Annotated in this window: 11 protein-coding genes; 5 read left to right on the plus strand and 6 right to left on the minus strand. The window is 71.2% G+C overall.

Features of this window, described 5'->3' with window-relative positions:
- The first annotated feature begins 381 nt into the window (after positions 1-381).
- Positions 382-600: a hypothetical protein gene (locus OG718_RS17190; protein ID WP_328844542.1), complete on the plus strand. Its 219-nt coding sequence runs from the start codon at positions 382-384 to the stop codon at positions 598-600.
- A 509-nt stretch (positions 601-1109) separates the two neighbouring features.
- Here OG718_RS17190 and OG718_RS17195 read toward each other — a convergent pair.
- A complete protein-coding gene (locus OG718_RS17195; protein ID WP_443055113.1) occupies positions 1110-2489 on the minus strand; it encodes a DUF4192 domain-containing protein in 1380 nt (459 codons plus the stop codon).
- 318 nt (positions 2490-2807) lie between these two features.
- Between OG718_RS17195 and OG718_RS17200 the strand changes: the two genes are divergently transcribed.
- The 3 genes from OG718_RS17200 (at position 2808) to OG718_RS17210 (ending at position 6179) form a co-directional block, all read left to right on the plus strand.
- Positions 2808-3137 carry a hypothetical protein gene (locus OG718_RS17200; RefSeq protein WP_328848011.1) on the plus strand — a complete coding sequence of 110 codons (330 nt, stop codon included), beginning with the start codon at positions 2808-2810 and terminating at the stop codon, positions 3135-3137.
- Between the two features lie 28 nt (positions 3138-3165).
- Positions 3166-5328 carry a RecQ family ATP-dependent DNA helicase gene (locus OG718_RS17205; protein ID WP_328844543.1) on the plus strand — a complete coding sequence of 721 codons (2163 nt, stop codon included), beginning with the start codon at positions 3166-3168 and terminating at the stop codon, positions 5326-5328.
- A gap of 224 nt (positions 5329-5552) precedes the next feature.
- Positions 5553-6179, plus strand: coding sequence for a hypothetical protein (locus OG718_RS17210; protein WP_143638118.1), 627 nt, complete (start codon positions 5553-5555; stop codon positions 6177-6179).
- A gap of 495 nt (positions 6180-6674) precedes the next feature.
- Here OG718_RS17210 and OG718_RS17215 read toward each other — a convergent pair whose 3' ends face one another.
- The 3 genes from OG718_RS17215 to OG718_RS17225 all read right to left on the minus strand — a co-directional run bounded on the left by OG718_RS17215 (position 6675) and on the right by OG718_RS17225 (position 8791).
- Complete coding sequence (locus OG718_RS17215) at positions 6675-7304, minus strand: hypothetical protein (protein ID WP_328844544.1); 630 nt, start codon at positions 7302-7304, stop codon at positions 6675-6677.
- A gap of 68 nt (positions 7305-7372) precedes the next feature.
- Positions 7373-8074, minus strand: a complete 702-nt coding sequence (locus OG718_RS17220) for a ribonuclease HII (RefSeq protein WP_055617260.1) — start codon at positions 8072-8074, stop codon at positions 7373-7375.
- A gap of 93 nt (positions 8075-8167) precedes the next feature.
- Positions 8168-8791 (minus strand): TetR/AcrR family transcriptional regulator, encoded by a 624-nt coding sequence (locus OG718_RS17225; protein ID WP_143638115.1) that lies wholly within the window; start codon positions 8789-8791, stop codon positions 8168-8170.
- Positions 8792-8990: 199 nt separating this feature from the next.
- Between OG718_RS17225 and OG718_RS17230 the strand changes: the two genes are divergently transcribed.
- Positions 8991-10538, plus strand: a complete 1548-nt coding sequence (locus tag OG718_RS17230; protein ID WP_143638113.1) for an MFS transporter — start codon at positions 8991-8993, stop codon at positions 10536-10538.
- A gap of 116 nt (positions 10539-10654) precedes the next feature.
- Here the strand turns inward: OG718_RS17230 and OG718_RS17235 are convergent, their stop codons facing one another.
- Entirely contained in the window at positions 10655-12415 is a 1761-nt protein-coding gene (locus OG718_RS17235) for a DUF4153 domain-containing protein (RefSeq protein WP_443055115.1), read from the minus strand.
- 268 nt (positions 12416-12683) lie between these two features.
- Positions 12684-13595, minus strand: a complete 912-nt coding sequence (locus OG718_RS17240) for an ADP-ribosylglycohydrolase family protein (protein ID WP_143638111.1) — start codon at positions 13593-13595, stop codon at positions 12684-12686.
- Positions 13596-13602: the final 7 nt, after the last annotated feature.

Consider the following 13602-nt stretch of genomic DNA (forward strand, 5'->3'; position numbering starts at 1 on the left):
CTCCGTGCGCTGAGTGCGCGCTCAGCGGGGTGTGGGGGGCTCCGGAAGGGCGGGGTCGATGCGATGGCACGGCCCGGCCGCGGGCTGCGCCACACAGGTGAACGGAGCGGGCCTGTCCCGGGTCACGCCCCGGTTCACGGAAGCCGACCGATTGGCGGTGAGCCGAGGGCTCCGGAATGCGGTCGCGGCTGCTCCCCGGAGCGGGGTGCGCGTCCGCGGGCTGCCCTGACGTCCCGCTCGGGCATGTGCGGCCGAGAGTCGGGGCCCGCTCCCCTCTGGAGGCAGCACACACGCAGGACGCCGGTCTGGGGGTCGCCGCCACATGCAGCATGCCGGTCTGAAGGCAACACACACGCAGGATGCCGGTCTGGGGTGGTCCACATGCAGCACGCCGGCCGGAGGGTGACCCACATGCAGATCGGCTATCGCATGTGGGCGGCCCCAGTCCCAGTCGAGGGCTCCGCTGTGGAGGGGCCGCAGGCAGAGAACGACGGGGGCGAGTGGCGCAACAACCGCTGCGTCGCCCTCACCGCATCCGGCGGCCAGGAACCGGGCAAGGCGGTCCACCTCGCGGAGCGCCACGCCACTCGCTTCCGATAGACCGCTCGGATCGCATGCGTCTTCCGGCCAACGGTTCGGGTCGGATACACCTTCGGATGGTCGGCTCAGGTCGGACGCACCTTCCGGTGGTCGGCCCGGGTCGGATACACCTTGCGATGTTCGGCCCAGGTCGGATGCATCTCCCGGCAATGTGCCCGGGTCGGATACACGTTCCACCAGCCGGCACAGACCTGATGCTTCTTCCGACAGCCGGCCTAGGCCGCATACCTCCAACGGCCGGCCCCGGCCTGATGCTTCTTCCAGCGACCGGCCCGGGGCGGAGGCCCATTCCTCCCAGCCAGCCCCACCCGGAGCGCCCTCAGCACTCCCACCCTTCCCGGGCAAAACCGCAGCCAGGCCCGGAGCAAGCACCCCACGCCACACCGTCCCGAGTCCGGCAGGCCCCCACGCTGCCTCGAGCCCCGCCAACCCCCACGCCACCACCCGAAGCAACCAGGCCGGCCATCCGAACCGAGTCGACCGGCTCGCTCGACGCCGCTCCCCCGCCCTCATGTCTCGCCTTGCTTCGTCCCGTGCCGGCCGACCCCTCGGCGGGACCGGGTGCCGCCGCCCGTACCGTCACCGGCCCGGGTGGGTGCTTCCGGCGCCGAGGAGCCGTCGGCGGTGGACCGGGGACGGCGCGTGCCCACGGTCCCGGAGGGCCGTGAAGCCGGCCGGCCGGCCACGCTCCCCGTCGACCGCGGCTTGCGTCGGCGACGGGAAGCCACCCGGGTCGACGATGCCGAGGCGGACCCGGACGGTCCGTCGGCGTCGACCGGGGACGTCGAGGACTCCGGGGACGCCGAGGACGCGATCACCTCCGCGTCGGCACGGTCCACACGCTCCTTGCGAAGGCAGCGGCGAATCGACTCCGGGTCTAGGCCCTCGTTGCACGCCTGGTGGAGAAGGCGGGCAAACAGGTATCCCGGATCCGCCCCGAGAGCCATCGCCAGGGCTTCGCGGGCCTCCAGCTCGTCCCCGGAGGACCAGGCGACCCATCCCACGAGTGTGAGCGGCGCCGCGGCATGCTCTCCGTACGGGCCGACACAGCGGCGGGCCAGAGCCCGCCAGAGGCGGAGGGCCGGGCCGGCCTCGTCGCCCTCCATCCACTCCGCCGCCCGGTCGCGCGTCGTGCGGTCCTGGAGGCCGAGGATCAAGGTGGCTGCCTCGTCGTGGCACAGGAGTTCGTCGTCCCGGAGATCCGCCGACAGGGCGCCGGACGCACCGGACACCGCAGGTACACCGGAAACACCCGGTACACCGGCCACAGACGTGGAGTCGGCGAACCGGCGCATGACCCGATGAGCCAGGTCCAAGGTCTCGGTCGCCACGGCTGTGCGGCTCTCGTCGTCCAGGATTCGCGGAATCAACGCCATGCTCACCGCGTTGAGTGCGGACTCCTGCTCCAGTGCGGCCGCGGTCTCCCACGGAACGAGCCTCGCCCTGAACTCCCGCAGGGAGCCCCGAATCTGGAGGCCGGCATAGGTGGCTGCGGCGGCCAGCACGGACGTGCCGGGCAGCCCCATGGGTGTCCCGTCGGACGGGCAGCACTGCTCGCTGGGGCAGCAGTACGACCAGAAGCGGCCGTCCGAGATGCACAGGGCCTCGATCACGGGAACGTCCAGGGCACCGCAGGCCGTGCGCAGCAACTGCGCGAGTGGGCGCAGTCGTTCCATGACGTCCCGGGCCGACTCTCCGTCCTTGGGGTCCTGGCAGAGGAAGGCGACCATGCTCTCGGGCAGCGCGCCCCTGCGTTCGCTGCCCTTCACGAGTCCCTCGGTCAGCTGCCGGGCCACGGACGCCCAGTCGTCCGCGTTGCCCGGGATGCCGAGCCGGGCCCGTCCGCCGAACCTGCCACGCCCGTCCCTGTCGTGCAGGGCGGCGAGCACGATGCTGTCCTCGGGCCGGTATCCGAGCAGGTACGGCAGGGCGTCTGCCAGTTCGGCGGGAGTGCGCAGGGTGACCTGATGCTCGGCGAACGGGACGCCGGACGCGCCGTGTGCGGGGCCGACACGGCTCTCACCTCCACGGCCGTCACCCTGTTCCCCCGGCCCCGAGCCACACCCCCCGCTCCCTGAACCGCGTCCGCCACTACCTGGACCATCTACACGGTGCCCTGCACCATCTCCACCGTGCTCTGAACCGCGTCCGCCACCCCCTGAGCCAGATCCGCCACAGGTTCCACCCTGCCCACCACGCGCTTCACCATGACCTCCACCGACTTGGCCATGCTCACCGCCCGCGCCCCCGCTCCTTCCAAGCCCTCCAGATCCTCCGAATCCGTCGGCTCCCCCGAACCCGTCGAGTCCCCCAAGTCCATCGAGTCCCCCGAGCCCGTCGGGCCCTCCAAACCCGTCGCGCTCGCCCCGCTCGCCGCACCCGCTCATGTCACCGTCGCCGAGATTCCCGGCCGCTTCGCTGTGATTCGTCATGCCGTGACCATCCCGCGGATCCCAGAATTCCGCTTTGGCCTGTGGATAACCACGACCATGATCACGTCAGGATCTGTCCACAGGCTGACCGCCTCATTCGCGTGATGTCCGACCCATCAGGTTGCATGGGGCCATGAGCAACGCAGAGCTGCGCACCGCGGCCGACACCGTCCTCGCCCGCCTCGTCGGCGCCCCGGCGGGTGACGCCCGGCTTCGCGAGGACCAGTGGCGCGCCATCGAGGCGCTGGTGGCCGACAAGCGCAGAGCCCTGGTCGTGCAGCGCACCGGCTGGGGCAAGTCCGCCGTGTACTTCGTGGCGACGGCGCTGCTGAGGGAGCAGGGCGCGGGCCCCACCGTCATCGTCTCCCCGCTCCTCGCCCTCATGCGCAACCAGGTCGAGGCCGCCGCCCGCGCCGGCATCCGGGCGCGGACCATCAACTCGTCCAACACGGAGGAATGGGACACGATCCAGGACGAGGTGGCCGCGGGCGAGGTGGATGTCCTCCTGGTGAGCCCGGAGCGGCTCAACAATCCCGATTTCCGTGATCAGGTGCTGCCCAAGCTCGCCGCCGCGACCGGACTCCTCGTGGTCGACGAAGCACACTGCATCTCCGACTGGGGCCACGACTTCCGGCCGGACTACCGCCGTCTGCGCACGATGCTCGCGGATCTCCCGCCGGGCGTCCCGGTCCTCGCCACCACCGCCACGGCCAACGCGCGCGTGACGGCCGATGTCGCCGAGCAGCTGGGCACCGGCGGCAGCACGGACGCTCTCGTCCTGCGCGGCCCGCTGGACCGGGAGAGCCTGAGCCTCGGCGTGCTGCAGCTGCCCGACGCCGCACACCGGATGGCCTGGCTGGCCGAGCATCTGGGCGAGCTGCCCGGCTCGGGAATCATCTACACGCTCACGGTGGCCGCGGCCGAGGAGGTCACCGCGTTCCTGCGGCAGTGCGGGCACACAGTGGCCTCGTACACCGGGAAGACGGAGAACGCGGACCGTCAGCAGGCCGAGGAGGATCTGCTCGCCAACCGCGTCAAGGCCCTCGTGGCCACGTCGGCGCTGGGCATGGGCTTCGATAAGCCCGACCTCGGGTTCGTGGTGCACCTGGGGTCGCCGTCCTCCCCCATCGCGTACTACCAGCAGGTCGGCCGTGCGGGGCGCGGGGTGGAGCATGCCGAGGTGCTGCTCCTGCCTGGCAAGGAGGACCAGGCGATCTGGCAGTACTTCGCGTCGATCGCCTTCCCTCCGGAGGAGCAGGTCCGGCGCACCCTGGACGTCCTCGGCCAGGCCGGCCGGCCACTGTCGCTGCCCGCGCTCGAACCCTTGGTGGAGCTGCGCAGGTCACGTCTGGAGACAATGCTCAAGGTCCTGGACGTGGATGGTGCGGTGCACCGCGTCAAGGGCGGTTGGATCTCCACGGGCGACCCGTGGACGTACGACACCGAGCGCTATGCCTGGGTCGCCAAGCAGCGCGCGGCCGAGCAACAGGCGATGCGTGACTACGTGACGACCACCGGCTGCCGAATGGAGTTCCTGCGACGCCAGCTGGACGACGAGGGAGCGACTCCGTGCGGTCGCTGCGACATGTGTGCGGGGCCCCGGTTCACCGAATCCGTGTCCTCGTCGTCCCTGGACTCCGCGCGTGGCGAGCTGGTCCGGGCGGGTGTCGAGGTCGAGCCCCGGAAGATGTGGCCGACGGGCCTGCCGGCGGTCGGTGTCGACCTGAAGGGGCGCATTCCGGCCGGTGAACAGGCCGCGTCCGGGCGGGCGTTGGGACGGCTCTCGGACATCGGCTGGGGCAACCGGCTGCGGCCGATGCTCTCGCCCCAGGCTCCTGACGAGCCCGTTCCGGACGATGTGGCGAAGGCCGTGGTCGGTGTGCTGGCCGACTGGGCGAAGGGTCCCGGCGGCTGGGCTTCGGGGAGCCCCGACGCACAGCCGCGCCCGGTCGGTGTCGTCACCATGGCCTCCCACGGCCGGCCACGCCTGATCCAGTCGCTGGGCGCGCGAATCGCGGAGGTCGGACGCCTGCCCCTGCTGGGTTCCATCGAGTACGCCCCCGGAGCCGGGGCGGCGCAGGTCTCCAGGAGCAACAGCGCGCAGCGGTTGAAGGCCCTCGACGGGGCGCTCGTGGTGCCGCCCGATCTGGTCGCCACGCTGGCCCAGGCCCAGGGACCCGTCCTGCTCGTGGACGACTCGACCGAGACCGGCTGGACGCTGGCGGTGGCCGCGCGTCTGCTCCGGCGGGCCGGGGCACAGGGGGTGTTGCCGCTGGTCCTCGCCATGCAAGGGTGATCGAGGCGTGACAGGGAGAGTAACGGGCAGGGATATATGAGGCGGATCACCGGATAACGGTCGGTGGCCCCAATTGCTCGTTGCCGCAACCAAGTTCGACAGGAAGAATTGGCATCGCGCCCCGCGTGGTCCTTTCCTGGGCCGCCCGTTCGGGCTGTGCCGCGGTGCGCTCCCCCAAGTCCGACCCCCGCCCGCTGTATGGGCGCGTAGCCGAAGGGAGGACCGTGACCTTCGGATTCGCTCCGTCCTCGGCGGCGTCGATGTCGACGTCCGCCAATTCCGCCAACTCACTCGCCCGGATGCTCGAACCCGCCGAATGGGCCGCCGCAGGGATTCCGTTGCTGCGCAACCCCCGGGAGGTCGTCAGCGGGCTGCACTCCCGGCATCGGCCCCGGCCCGACACCGCGATCGTCGCCGTCCTCGATCCGGACGAACGGCTCAGGGCCAGCGCGTCCTTCGTCCGGCGGCCGGCCCCGGCGGACGGCTGGATGTTCCGCAACGCGCTGCTCGCGCAGCTGCGCCGGGTGATCCCGCACGACCTGAGGCGCCGCACACCGGTGCGTACGGCCGTCCTGCTCTACTGCCGTGAGGGCGACGGGCGATGGACGGAGGAGGACGGGGCGTGGATGTGGGGGCTGCGGGACGCCTGCACGCTGCACGGGCTGCGATGCGGGGCGTACATCACGCTGACGCGTGAGGGCTGGCAGGTGCTCGGCGAAGGGCGTGGCGGACGTCGGCCCAGTGCGGACTCGAAGCCGGAGTCCCTCGAAGCGCTCGCGGCGGTCGATGCCATTCAGCCACGTACCGGTGGCTCGGCCTCGGAGGTGCTGCGCCGCGCGGCGGCCCGCTGAGGCCGAGCCCGCGCGACCGCCGCACTCGGGCACCGGTCGGCGTTCGTCCGGCCGGTCGCCCCTCAGCGCCGGTCGCACCGGCCGCCGCATGGTCACGGACCACCGGCCTCGCCGAGGCGAGACGGGCACAACACCGGTCGGCCGAGGATCGCGAGGGGGCCAACCGGCGCCCCGAACCCGCACAAGAGCACGCGTACAAGGGCTCGGCAGGTGCAAGAAGCCAGCGGGGGTGCGAGGTCTCAGCGCATGCCGGGACGCACGCCCGTAGCAAGAGCACACGCGGCCTCCACCCCGCACAGCCCTTCAGACATGTGCCACCAGACATGTGCCACGGCAAGGCTGAACGGCCAAACGCCGACCTCGCGGACCCTGACAGCCGCGCCGGCACGTCCCCCCGTACCGGCACACGTCGGACCGTCCACCGTGCTCATGCCACCGCGGCCTGGGCCGCAGTGGCACTCCACCCCCCAAGTACCCCCAGAAGAACGGGGGTCCTCAGACCCCCGCGCCCAGCACCGAGTTGATCTGCTGCGGATCCCCGCAGACGATCAGCAGGGCGCCGGCTCGGCCGAGAGCCAGCGGCAGGGCGGTGGCGGCAGTGGCATCGGGTCCGCCGTTGACGGCGACGACGACCACGGGCCGGGACGTGGCACGACCGAGGGCGGACGCGTCGGCGTAGAAGACGTCGTCTCCCGCGTCGTGCTGAGCCCAGTAGGCGGCCTCGCCGAACGAGAGCTCGTGCGCGGCCCACGGGTGCGGTTCGCCGGTGGTGATCACCAGAACCTCACCGGGGACGCGGCCCGAGTCAAGGAGCAGGTCGACCGCTTCCTCGGCCGCGTCCAGCGCACCCTCGGCCGAGGCCGGGATCAGCTGGATCTGCGGAGTCGAGGGGGCGGTGGGGGCCGCCGGGGCGGTCGGCCCCGGCTTGGCCACGGCCGTGTCGCGCGGTGCGCGTTGCACCGGTGGCACAGGCCGGACAGGACCCGGGCGGCCGGGACGCGGCGGAGCCGCGGGGCGGGGTCCGGGTACGGGACGGGGGGTCGGCGCGGTACGGCCGGCGGCCGGAGTGGCGCGGGGACCCTGGGCACTCTCGTGAATCTGAGGCTCCTCGGGAATGAGAGGCATGAGCTGATTTTTATCAAACGCCGGTGCGAGTCGCGTCGGCGGGTGGCACATGAGTGCGAGCGGAACCGTCAGAAATCGAAGCCGAGCTGCCCTTCGATCTCCGGAACGCTTCCATCCGCCCAACTGCGGACCTTCTTGAGGTGCCGCCACTGGGGCAGCGCATCAAGATACGCCCACGTCATCCGGTGGTACGGGGTGGGGCCCCGCATCTCCAGCGCGGCCTTGTGCACCGGTGACGGATACCCGGCGTTGGCCGCAAAACCGAAGTCTGCATGGTCGATACCCAGTTCGGCCATCATTTTGTCGCGCTGCACCTTGGCGATCACCGAGGCCGCCGCGACGGCGACGCATGACTGGTCGCCCTTGATCACCGTACGGACACGCCAGGGGTCCCCGAGGTAGTCGTGCTTCCCGTCGAGGATGACCGCGTCGGGACGCACGGGCAGGGCTTCGAGGGCACGGCAGGCGGCCAGTCGCAGCGCGGCCGTCATCCCCATGCCGTCGATCTCCTCCGGAGAGGCATGCCCGAGGGCGTACGACGTCACCCACTTCGCCAGTATCTCGGCGAGCGCGGTGCGCCTCTTGACGGTCAGGAGCTTGGAGTCGGTGAGGCCTTCGGGCGGGCGGCGCAGGCCGGTGACCGCCGCGCAGACGGTGACCGGGCCGGCCCACGCACCGCGGCCCACCTCGTCGACACCGGCAATGACCTTCGCTCCGGTCGTGGCGCGCAGGGAGCGCTCGACAGTGTGGGTTGGTGGTTCGTACGGCATGGCGCCCTCAGCCTACGCCGCCCGGAACCCCACGCGACACCCAGGTTTCCCCAGGCAACCTCGGCGCTCCGGCCGCACCGCCCCAGAGGCCGCTCACGCGCCCGTCGGACGTAGCAGCGGAACCATGAGCTGGTCGATCATCTCCTCGATGTCCCGCTCGTTCCATTCACTCGCGCACACCTTGGACCGGTACATCATCATCGCCGGAATGGCGTCGAAGACATACGAGTTCGCCGCGTCGGGCCGCACCTCTCCCCGCTGGATTCCACGCTCGACGACCTCACCGAGCAGCCGGATGGTCGGCTCCACGACACCTCCGAAGATCACCTTCTGGAAGCGCTGAGCCTGCGACGAGTCGCATTCGTGAATCACCGAGCGCAGCGCGAATCCGGGACGCGAGAACATCGCCTCGCGCGCCCGGCGGCACAGCTCCAGCAGGTCTTCTCGCACGCTCCCCATGTCGGGCACGTCGTCGAGCGACGGCAGTCCCGCCTGGAGTGCGTCCGCGACCAGATCCTCCTTCGACGGCCAGCGGCGGTAGACCGCGGCCTTGCCGGTCTGGGCGCCGGCGGCGACGCCCTCCATCGTGAGTCCGTTCCAGCCGACCGTACTGAGCTGTTCCAGCGCGGCTTCGAGGATCGCACGTTCGAGTACGGCACCACGGCGGCGCGGGGAGGCCGCCTGAGCGGAGGCGGCCGTCCAACTCGAAGTAACCATGAGCGTGTCTCCGTCTGAGCGGGCAAGCGGCACGCACGCGCGTGCATACGTGCCGTGCGGACCGGGGTCCGCAAGTGGTCAAGTGACGCGAAGCGGCAGCGACTTCAGTGAACGCTTGCGTTCACTGTCGGGGACTCACTACCGTTTGACGCGGCAGTGAACGCGAGCGTTCACTAACGCACTTGTGGGGGACTTAATAGTGACAACCTCTCCGTTGATCCAGAAACCAAAGCCAGGAGCGGCCCGCCGGGAGGGGCATCCCGGCATCGCGCTCACCGTCATCGCGGCCTGCCAACTCATGGTGGTACTCGACGCGACGATTGTGAACATCGCCCTCCCGCACATTCAGAACGCGCTCGAGTTCTCCACCACCGACCTCACCTGGGTCGTCAGCGCGTACACGCTCACCTTCGGCGGTCTGCTGCTGCTCGGCGGCCGGGCCGGTGACATCCTCGGCCGTCGCCGGGTCTTCATGACCGGCATCCTGCTCTTCACGGTCGCCTCGCTGCTCGGCGGATTCGCCCAGGAGCCCTGGCAGTTGCTGGCCGCACGCGCCCTCCAGGGCGTCGGTGGCGCGATCGCGTCTCCCACCTCGCTGGCACTGATCACCACGACGTTCCCCGAAGGGCCCGAGCGCAACAGGGCGTTCGGAGTCTTCGCCGCGGTCTCGGCCGGCGGCGGCGCGATCGGCCTGCTGGCCGGCGGCATGCTCACGGAGTGGCTCGACTGGCGCTGGGTGCTCTTCGTCAACGTACCCATCGGTGTGCTGATAGCCGTGGTCACACCGCTCTACATCAGCGAGTCCGAGCGGCACCCCGGGCGCTTCGACATCGCGGGCGCGCTGACCTCGACGGCCGGTATGGCGTCGCTCGTCTACGGCTTCATCCGGGCTTCGGAGGAAGGCTGGCGGGACAGTCTCACCATCGGCTCCTTCGGCGCGGCGGTGGTCCTGCTGGTCGCCTTCGCACTGGTCGAGTCCCGCGCGAAGGAACCGATCACACCGCTGCGGATGTTCGCCGACCGCAACCGCTCCGGTACGTACGTGATCATGCTGAGCCTGGCCGCGGCGATGTTCGGCATGTTCTTCTTCATCGTTCTCTTCGTTCAGAACGTGTTGAGCTACACGCCGATCGAGGCGGGCCTGGCCTTCCTCCCTGTGACGGTCGCGATCGTCATCGGCGCGGGTCTGTCGCAGCGGTTCCTGCCGGTGCTCGGCCCGAAGCCGTTCATGATGGTCGGCTCGGCCCTCGTCGCGCTCGGTCTCGGCTGGCTGACCTTCATGGACCCCGGGAGTACGTACGTCGGCGGGGTGCTCGGTCCGATGCTGCTGTTCGCCTTCGGCATGGGGCTGAACTTCGTGACACTGACCCTGACCGCGGTCTCCGGAGTCGCCGTGCACGAGGCGGGCGCGGCGTCCGGCCTCCTCAACGCCACGCAGCAGGTGGGCGGTTCGCTCGGCCTCTCCATCCTGACCACGGTCTTCGGCACGGCCAGCCGCGACGAGGCGGAGAAACAGGTCGCGGACTTCATGGCCACCGCCTCGGCCGAACAGAAGGCGGAGTTCGCCAAAACCCATCAGCTGCCCGCTCCCTGGAGCCACGACGTGCTGTCCCAGGGGATCTCCACGGCCTTCATCCCGGCCGTCGCGATGGCGGTGCTCGCCCTGGCCGTCGCCGCGTTGGTGATCCGGGTCCGCAAGAGCGACCTCGACGCCCTGGCGGGCACGGCCGGACCCGGCGTGGGCTGAACGACACGACGATGCCGGGCCGCCGTACAGGGGACGGCGGCCCGGCATCGTCGTTCGCACGCGTCCGGCAACAACGTTCCTCGCAGGCGCGTACGCGGTCCGTGCGCGCCCCCGCCTCAGCGGTACGCCAGCTCGGTGCCCAGTCGGTTGCACACGTTCCAGTCGGCGTCGGGGGACAGCGGCCGTCCGTCGAGGATGTCCCGGGCGCGCGCCTCGCCCAGACTCGTGGCGTACCAGGACTCGTCCGCCCCCGCCAGGTCCTGCGCGATGGACTGCAGCGCACAGGAACGCAGTGGCTCATCAAGTTTGTCGAGAGCCGGTGCGGCGTCGGCGGACAGCCCGCGCGCGTAGTCGAGGTCGAACGAGCCCTTCGCCTCGTACCGCTGGACGTTGCGCTCGGCGATCAGAGCGTCCGGTGACACCAGCCCGAAGGCGAGCACTCCCGCGGCGGCGCTCGCCAGGACCGCGCGCGGCAGCCAGCGGGCACCCCAGACACCTGCCGCCATGATGAGCACGATGACCAGACCGAGCCAGAGCTCCACGGTCACCACGGAGATCCTCAGTCGCGTCAGCCCGTACGCCTCCACGTACATGTCCATACGCCGCACCGCCGACGCCACGACAACGAGCGCGAGGACGCACAGGGTTCCGAGGACGGCACGTACCAGCGTCCAGTCGCCGGCGCTGTCACGAGGGGCCCAGCGCAGGGCGAAGACGATGACGAGCAGGGTGAGGAGCGTGACCAACAGCAGCTGCCAGAAGCCCTGGCGGGCGTACTCGGCGTACGTCTGGCCGGTCTTCTCCAGTACCGCGTCGTAGCCGCCGAACAGGACGGCGAGCTGGACCGCGTTGAAGACCGCGAAGAGCGTGGCGAGCACGATCAGCGGCAGCGCCCACTCGACGCGTCCGCGAGCGCGGCCCGCCGGCACCTCGACGCGGTCCCACTGAACGGGTGCGGCGGCCGTGTGCGCCACCACGAGCGCTCCGACCACGCCGATCACGAACAGCACGGCATGCCAGGGCCCTCCGGAGACCGATGCGTCCGGCACGAGACGGCCGAGGAGGTCCGCGAAGGCGGCGTCCGCCCCGGCGAAGAGCGTGCCGAAGACCACCAGCAGGACCGCGGCCACCGCGAGCGCGCGCATCACCGGGCCCACGTTGCCCCGGGCGCCGCCGGACCGCTCTCGCAGGCCGCGCCAGCCCCAGAGGGGGCCGGTGACCAGCGAGGTGTAGAGACCGATCGGGCCGAACAGCACACCCGTCCAGGTGCGTCCGCCGTGCAGGGCGAGCGAACCCGCCGCCACGGCGGCCACGACGGCCAGGAACGACGGCCAGTCGGCGTCGCGGAGCGCCGGCACGATCAGCAGGGAAAGCCCTCCGGCACCCCACACCAGCGTCCAGCGGTGCGGGCGCCGGCCCGCTGCCCGAGCCGCGTAGTACGCGCCGACCGCGGCCGGTATCGCCACCAGCAGGAGGTTGAGGGCCAGGCCGTCGCCGAGCAGGAGCATGCTGAGCACGCCGGTGGCCAGGGCGGCCCAGAGCGTGGCGTTGTGGATGGGGGACGGGGGTTCCGCCTGGACGCCGGCGAACCAGGACTCGACGACGGGGCCGTCCCACCCTTCGTCGTCGATGCCCTGCCGGTCGACGTCTCGCGTGGCGACGCTGCGTTTCCTGGAATCGCTCCCGTCCGAAGCGGTCCCACCGGAGTCACCCCGCGCGGAGTCGCCCTTCGAGAGCGCGTCGCCGGTGCGGGCCGCGGGAACCACGTCCTCGGGCACCTCAGGTGCCTCCGGATCCTCGGCGTCGACGCCGGGCTTCACCACTGAATCCTTCGAGGCCGACCCTCTCGGCTCGGCCTCGGACGGTATGTCGGACACGGGACCCCCTCCCGACCGGTCCGGGCAGCGCAGCTCGTGGCTACCGCGGAAGCCCAGGGACCGGTGTCTCGTCGGCGCACGCCCGTGATGATCAACGAGCGGCGTGGCGGAAAGGTTAACCGTGGGACACGCGGCGCACCCGGTCACCGGCTCTCTGTGGCACGGCTGTGACAGTGGCAGACGCCTGGGGCGGGAGGTAACGGGCAGGCACGACGCCCTCGCCGAACAGCCGAACGCAAGCTCCGCCCCGCAGCCCTGTCCCGCAGCCTCAGTCCACAGTCCTCGTCGACAGCCACTCCGGGAACGCCTCGGTCCGCTCCACCCACTCCGCGGGCGGCATCCCTGCCTTCCCCGCGGCCACGACACCTCCGACGATGGCGCAGGTCGTGTCCATGTCGCCGCCGACCTGGGCGGTCGCCCAGAAGCCCTCTTCGTAGTCACCGAGAGCCCGCGCCGCCGACCAGAGGGCGAACGGCACGGTGTCGTGCGCGGTCGTACGCCGCCCGCAGCCGAGGACCGCGGCGACGGTCGTCGTGTCGCCGTAGTCGAGCATGTCCCGGGCGCGCCGCAGACCGGCTTCCACCGCGCTGCGCGGCACCAGGGCGATGACGCCGTCGAGCAGCGCCCCGGGGCTCGGCGGGCCGCCCGGTGCGGCGGTCAGCGCGGCCGCCGCGGCCACGGCCATGGCGCCGACCACGGCCTCGCGGTGCTGGTGCGTGGGGTAGGCCGAGATCTCGGCCTGGTGTGTGGCCTGCTCCGGATCGTCCGCGTACCAGGCGCCCAGGGGGGCGATCCGCATCGCCGCGCCGTTCCCCCACGAGCCCTGTCCCTTGAAGAGGGCCGAGGCCAGCTCTCGCCAGTCGCCGCCCTCCCGGACCTGCCGCAGCAGCCGGTTGACCGCGGGGCCGTAGCCGCGGTCGAAGTCGTGGTGCTCGGCGAAGGAGCGGGCCAGCGCGTCCTGGTCGATGCGGTGGTGGACGGCCAGAGTGGCCACTACGGAGGAGGCCATTTCCGTGTCGTCGGTCCACTGCCAGGGACCTGGCGGCAGCCCGCGGCGCTTGAGCAGCGGATAGTTCGCGGGCACGAAGAACTGCGAGCCCAGCGCGTCCCCGACCGCGAGTCCGCGCAGGCTGGACAGGGCGCGGTCCAGGCGCCCGTCGGGAGAGAAGTCAGCGGTCATCGCCCTG

The organism is Streptomyces sp. NBC_00258 (assembly GCF_036182465.1).
In the GTDB taxonomy this organism is placed as follows: domain Bacteria; phylum Actinomycetota; class Actinomycetes; order Streptomycetales; family Streptomycetaceae; genus Streptomyces.

Excerpts from the sequence above, each read along its gene's own strand:
- OG718_RS17190 (WP_328844542.1), top strand. The coding sequence starts at position 382 with ATGCAGCACGCCGGCCGGAGGGTGACCCACATGCAGATCGGCTATCGC.
- OG718_RS17200 (WP_328848011.1), top strand. The coding sequence starts at position 2,808 with ATGACCTCCACCGACTTGGCCATGCTCACCGCCCGCGCCCCCGCTCCT.
- OG718_RS17205 (WP_328844543.1), top strand. The coding sequence starts at position 3,166 with ATGAGCAACGCAGAGCTGCGCACCGCGGCCGACACCGTCCTCGCCCGC.
- OG718_RS17215 (WP_328844544.1), bottom strand. The coding sequence starts at position 7,304 with ATGCCTCTCATTCCCGAGGAGCCTCAGATTCACGAGAGTGCCCAGGGT.
- OG718_RS17220 (WP_055617260.1), bottom strand. The coding sequence starts at position 8,074 with ATGCCGTACGAACCACCAACCCACACTGTCGAGCGCTCCCTGCGCGCC.
- OG718_RS17225 (WP_143638115.1), bottom strand. The coding sequence starts at position 8,791 with ATGGTTACTTCGAGTTGGACGGCCGCCTCCGCTCAGGCGGCCTCCCCG.
- OG718_RS17240 (WP_143638111.1), bottom strand. The coding sequence starts at position 13,595 with ATGACCGCTGACTTCTCTCCCGACGGGCGCCTGGACCGCGCCCTGTCC.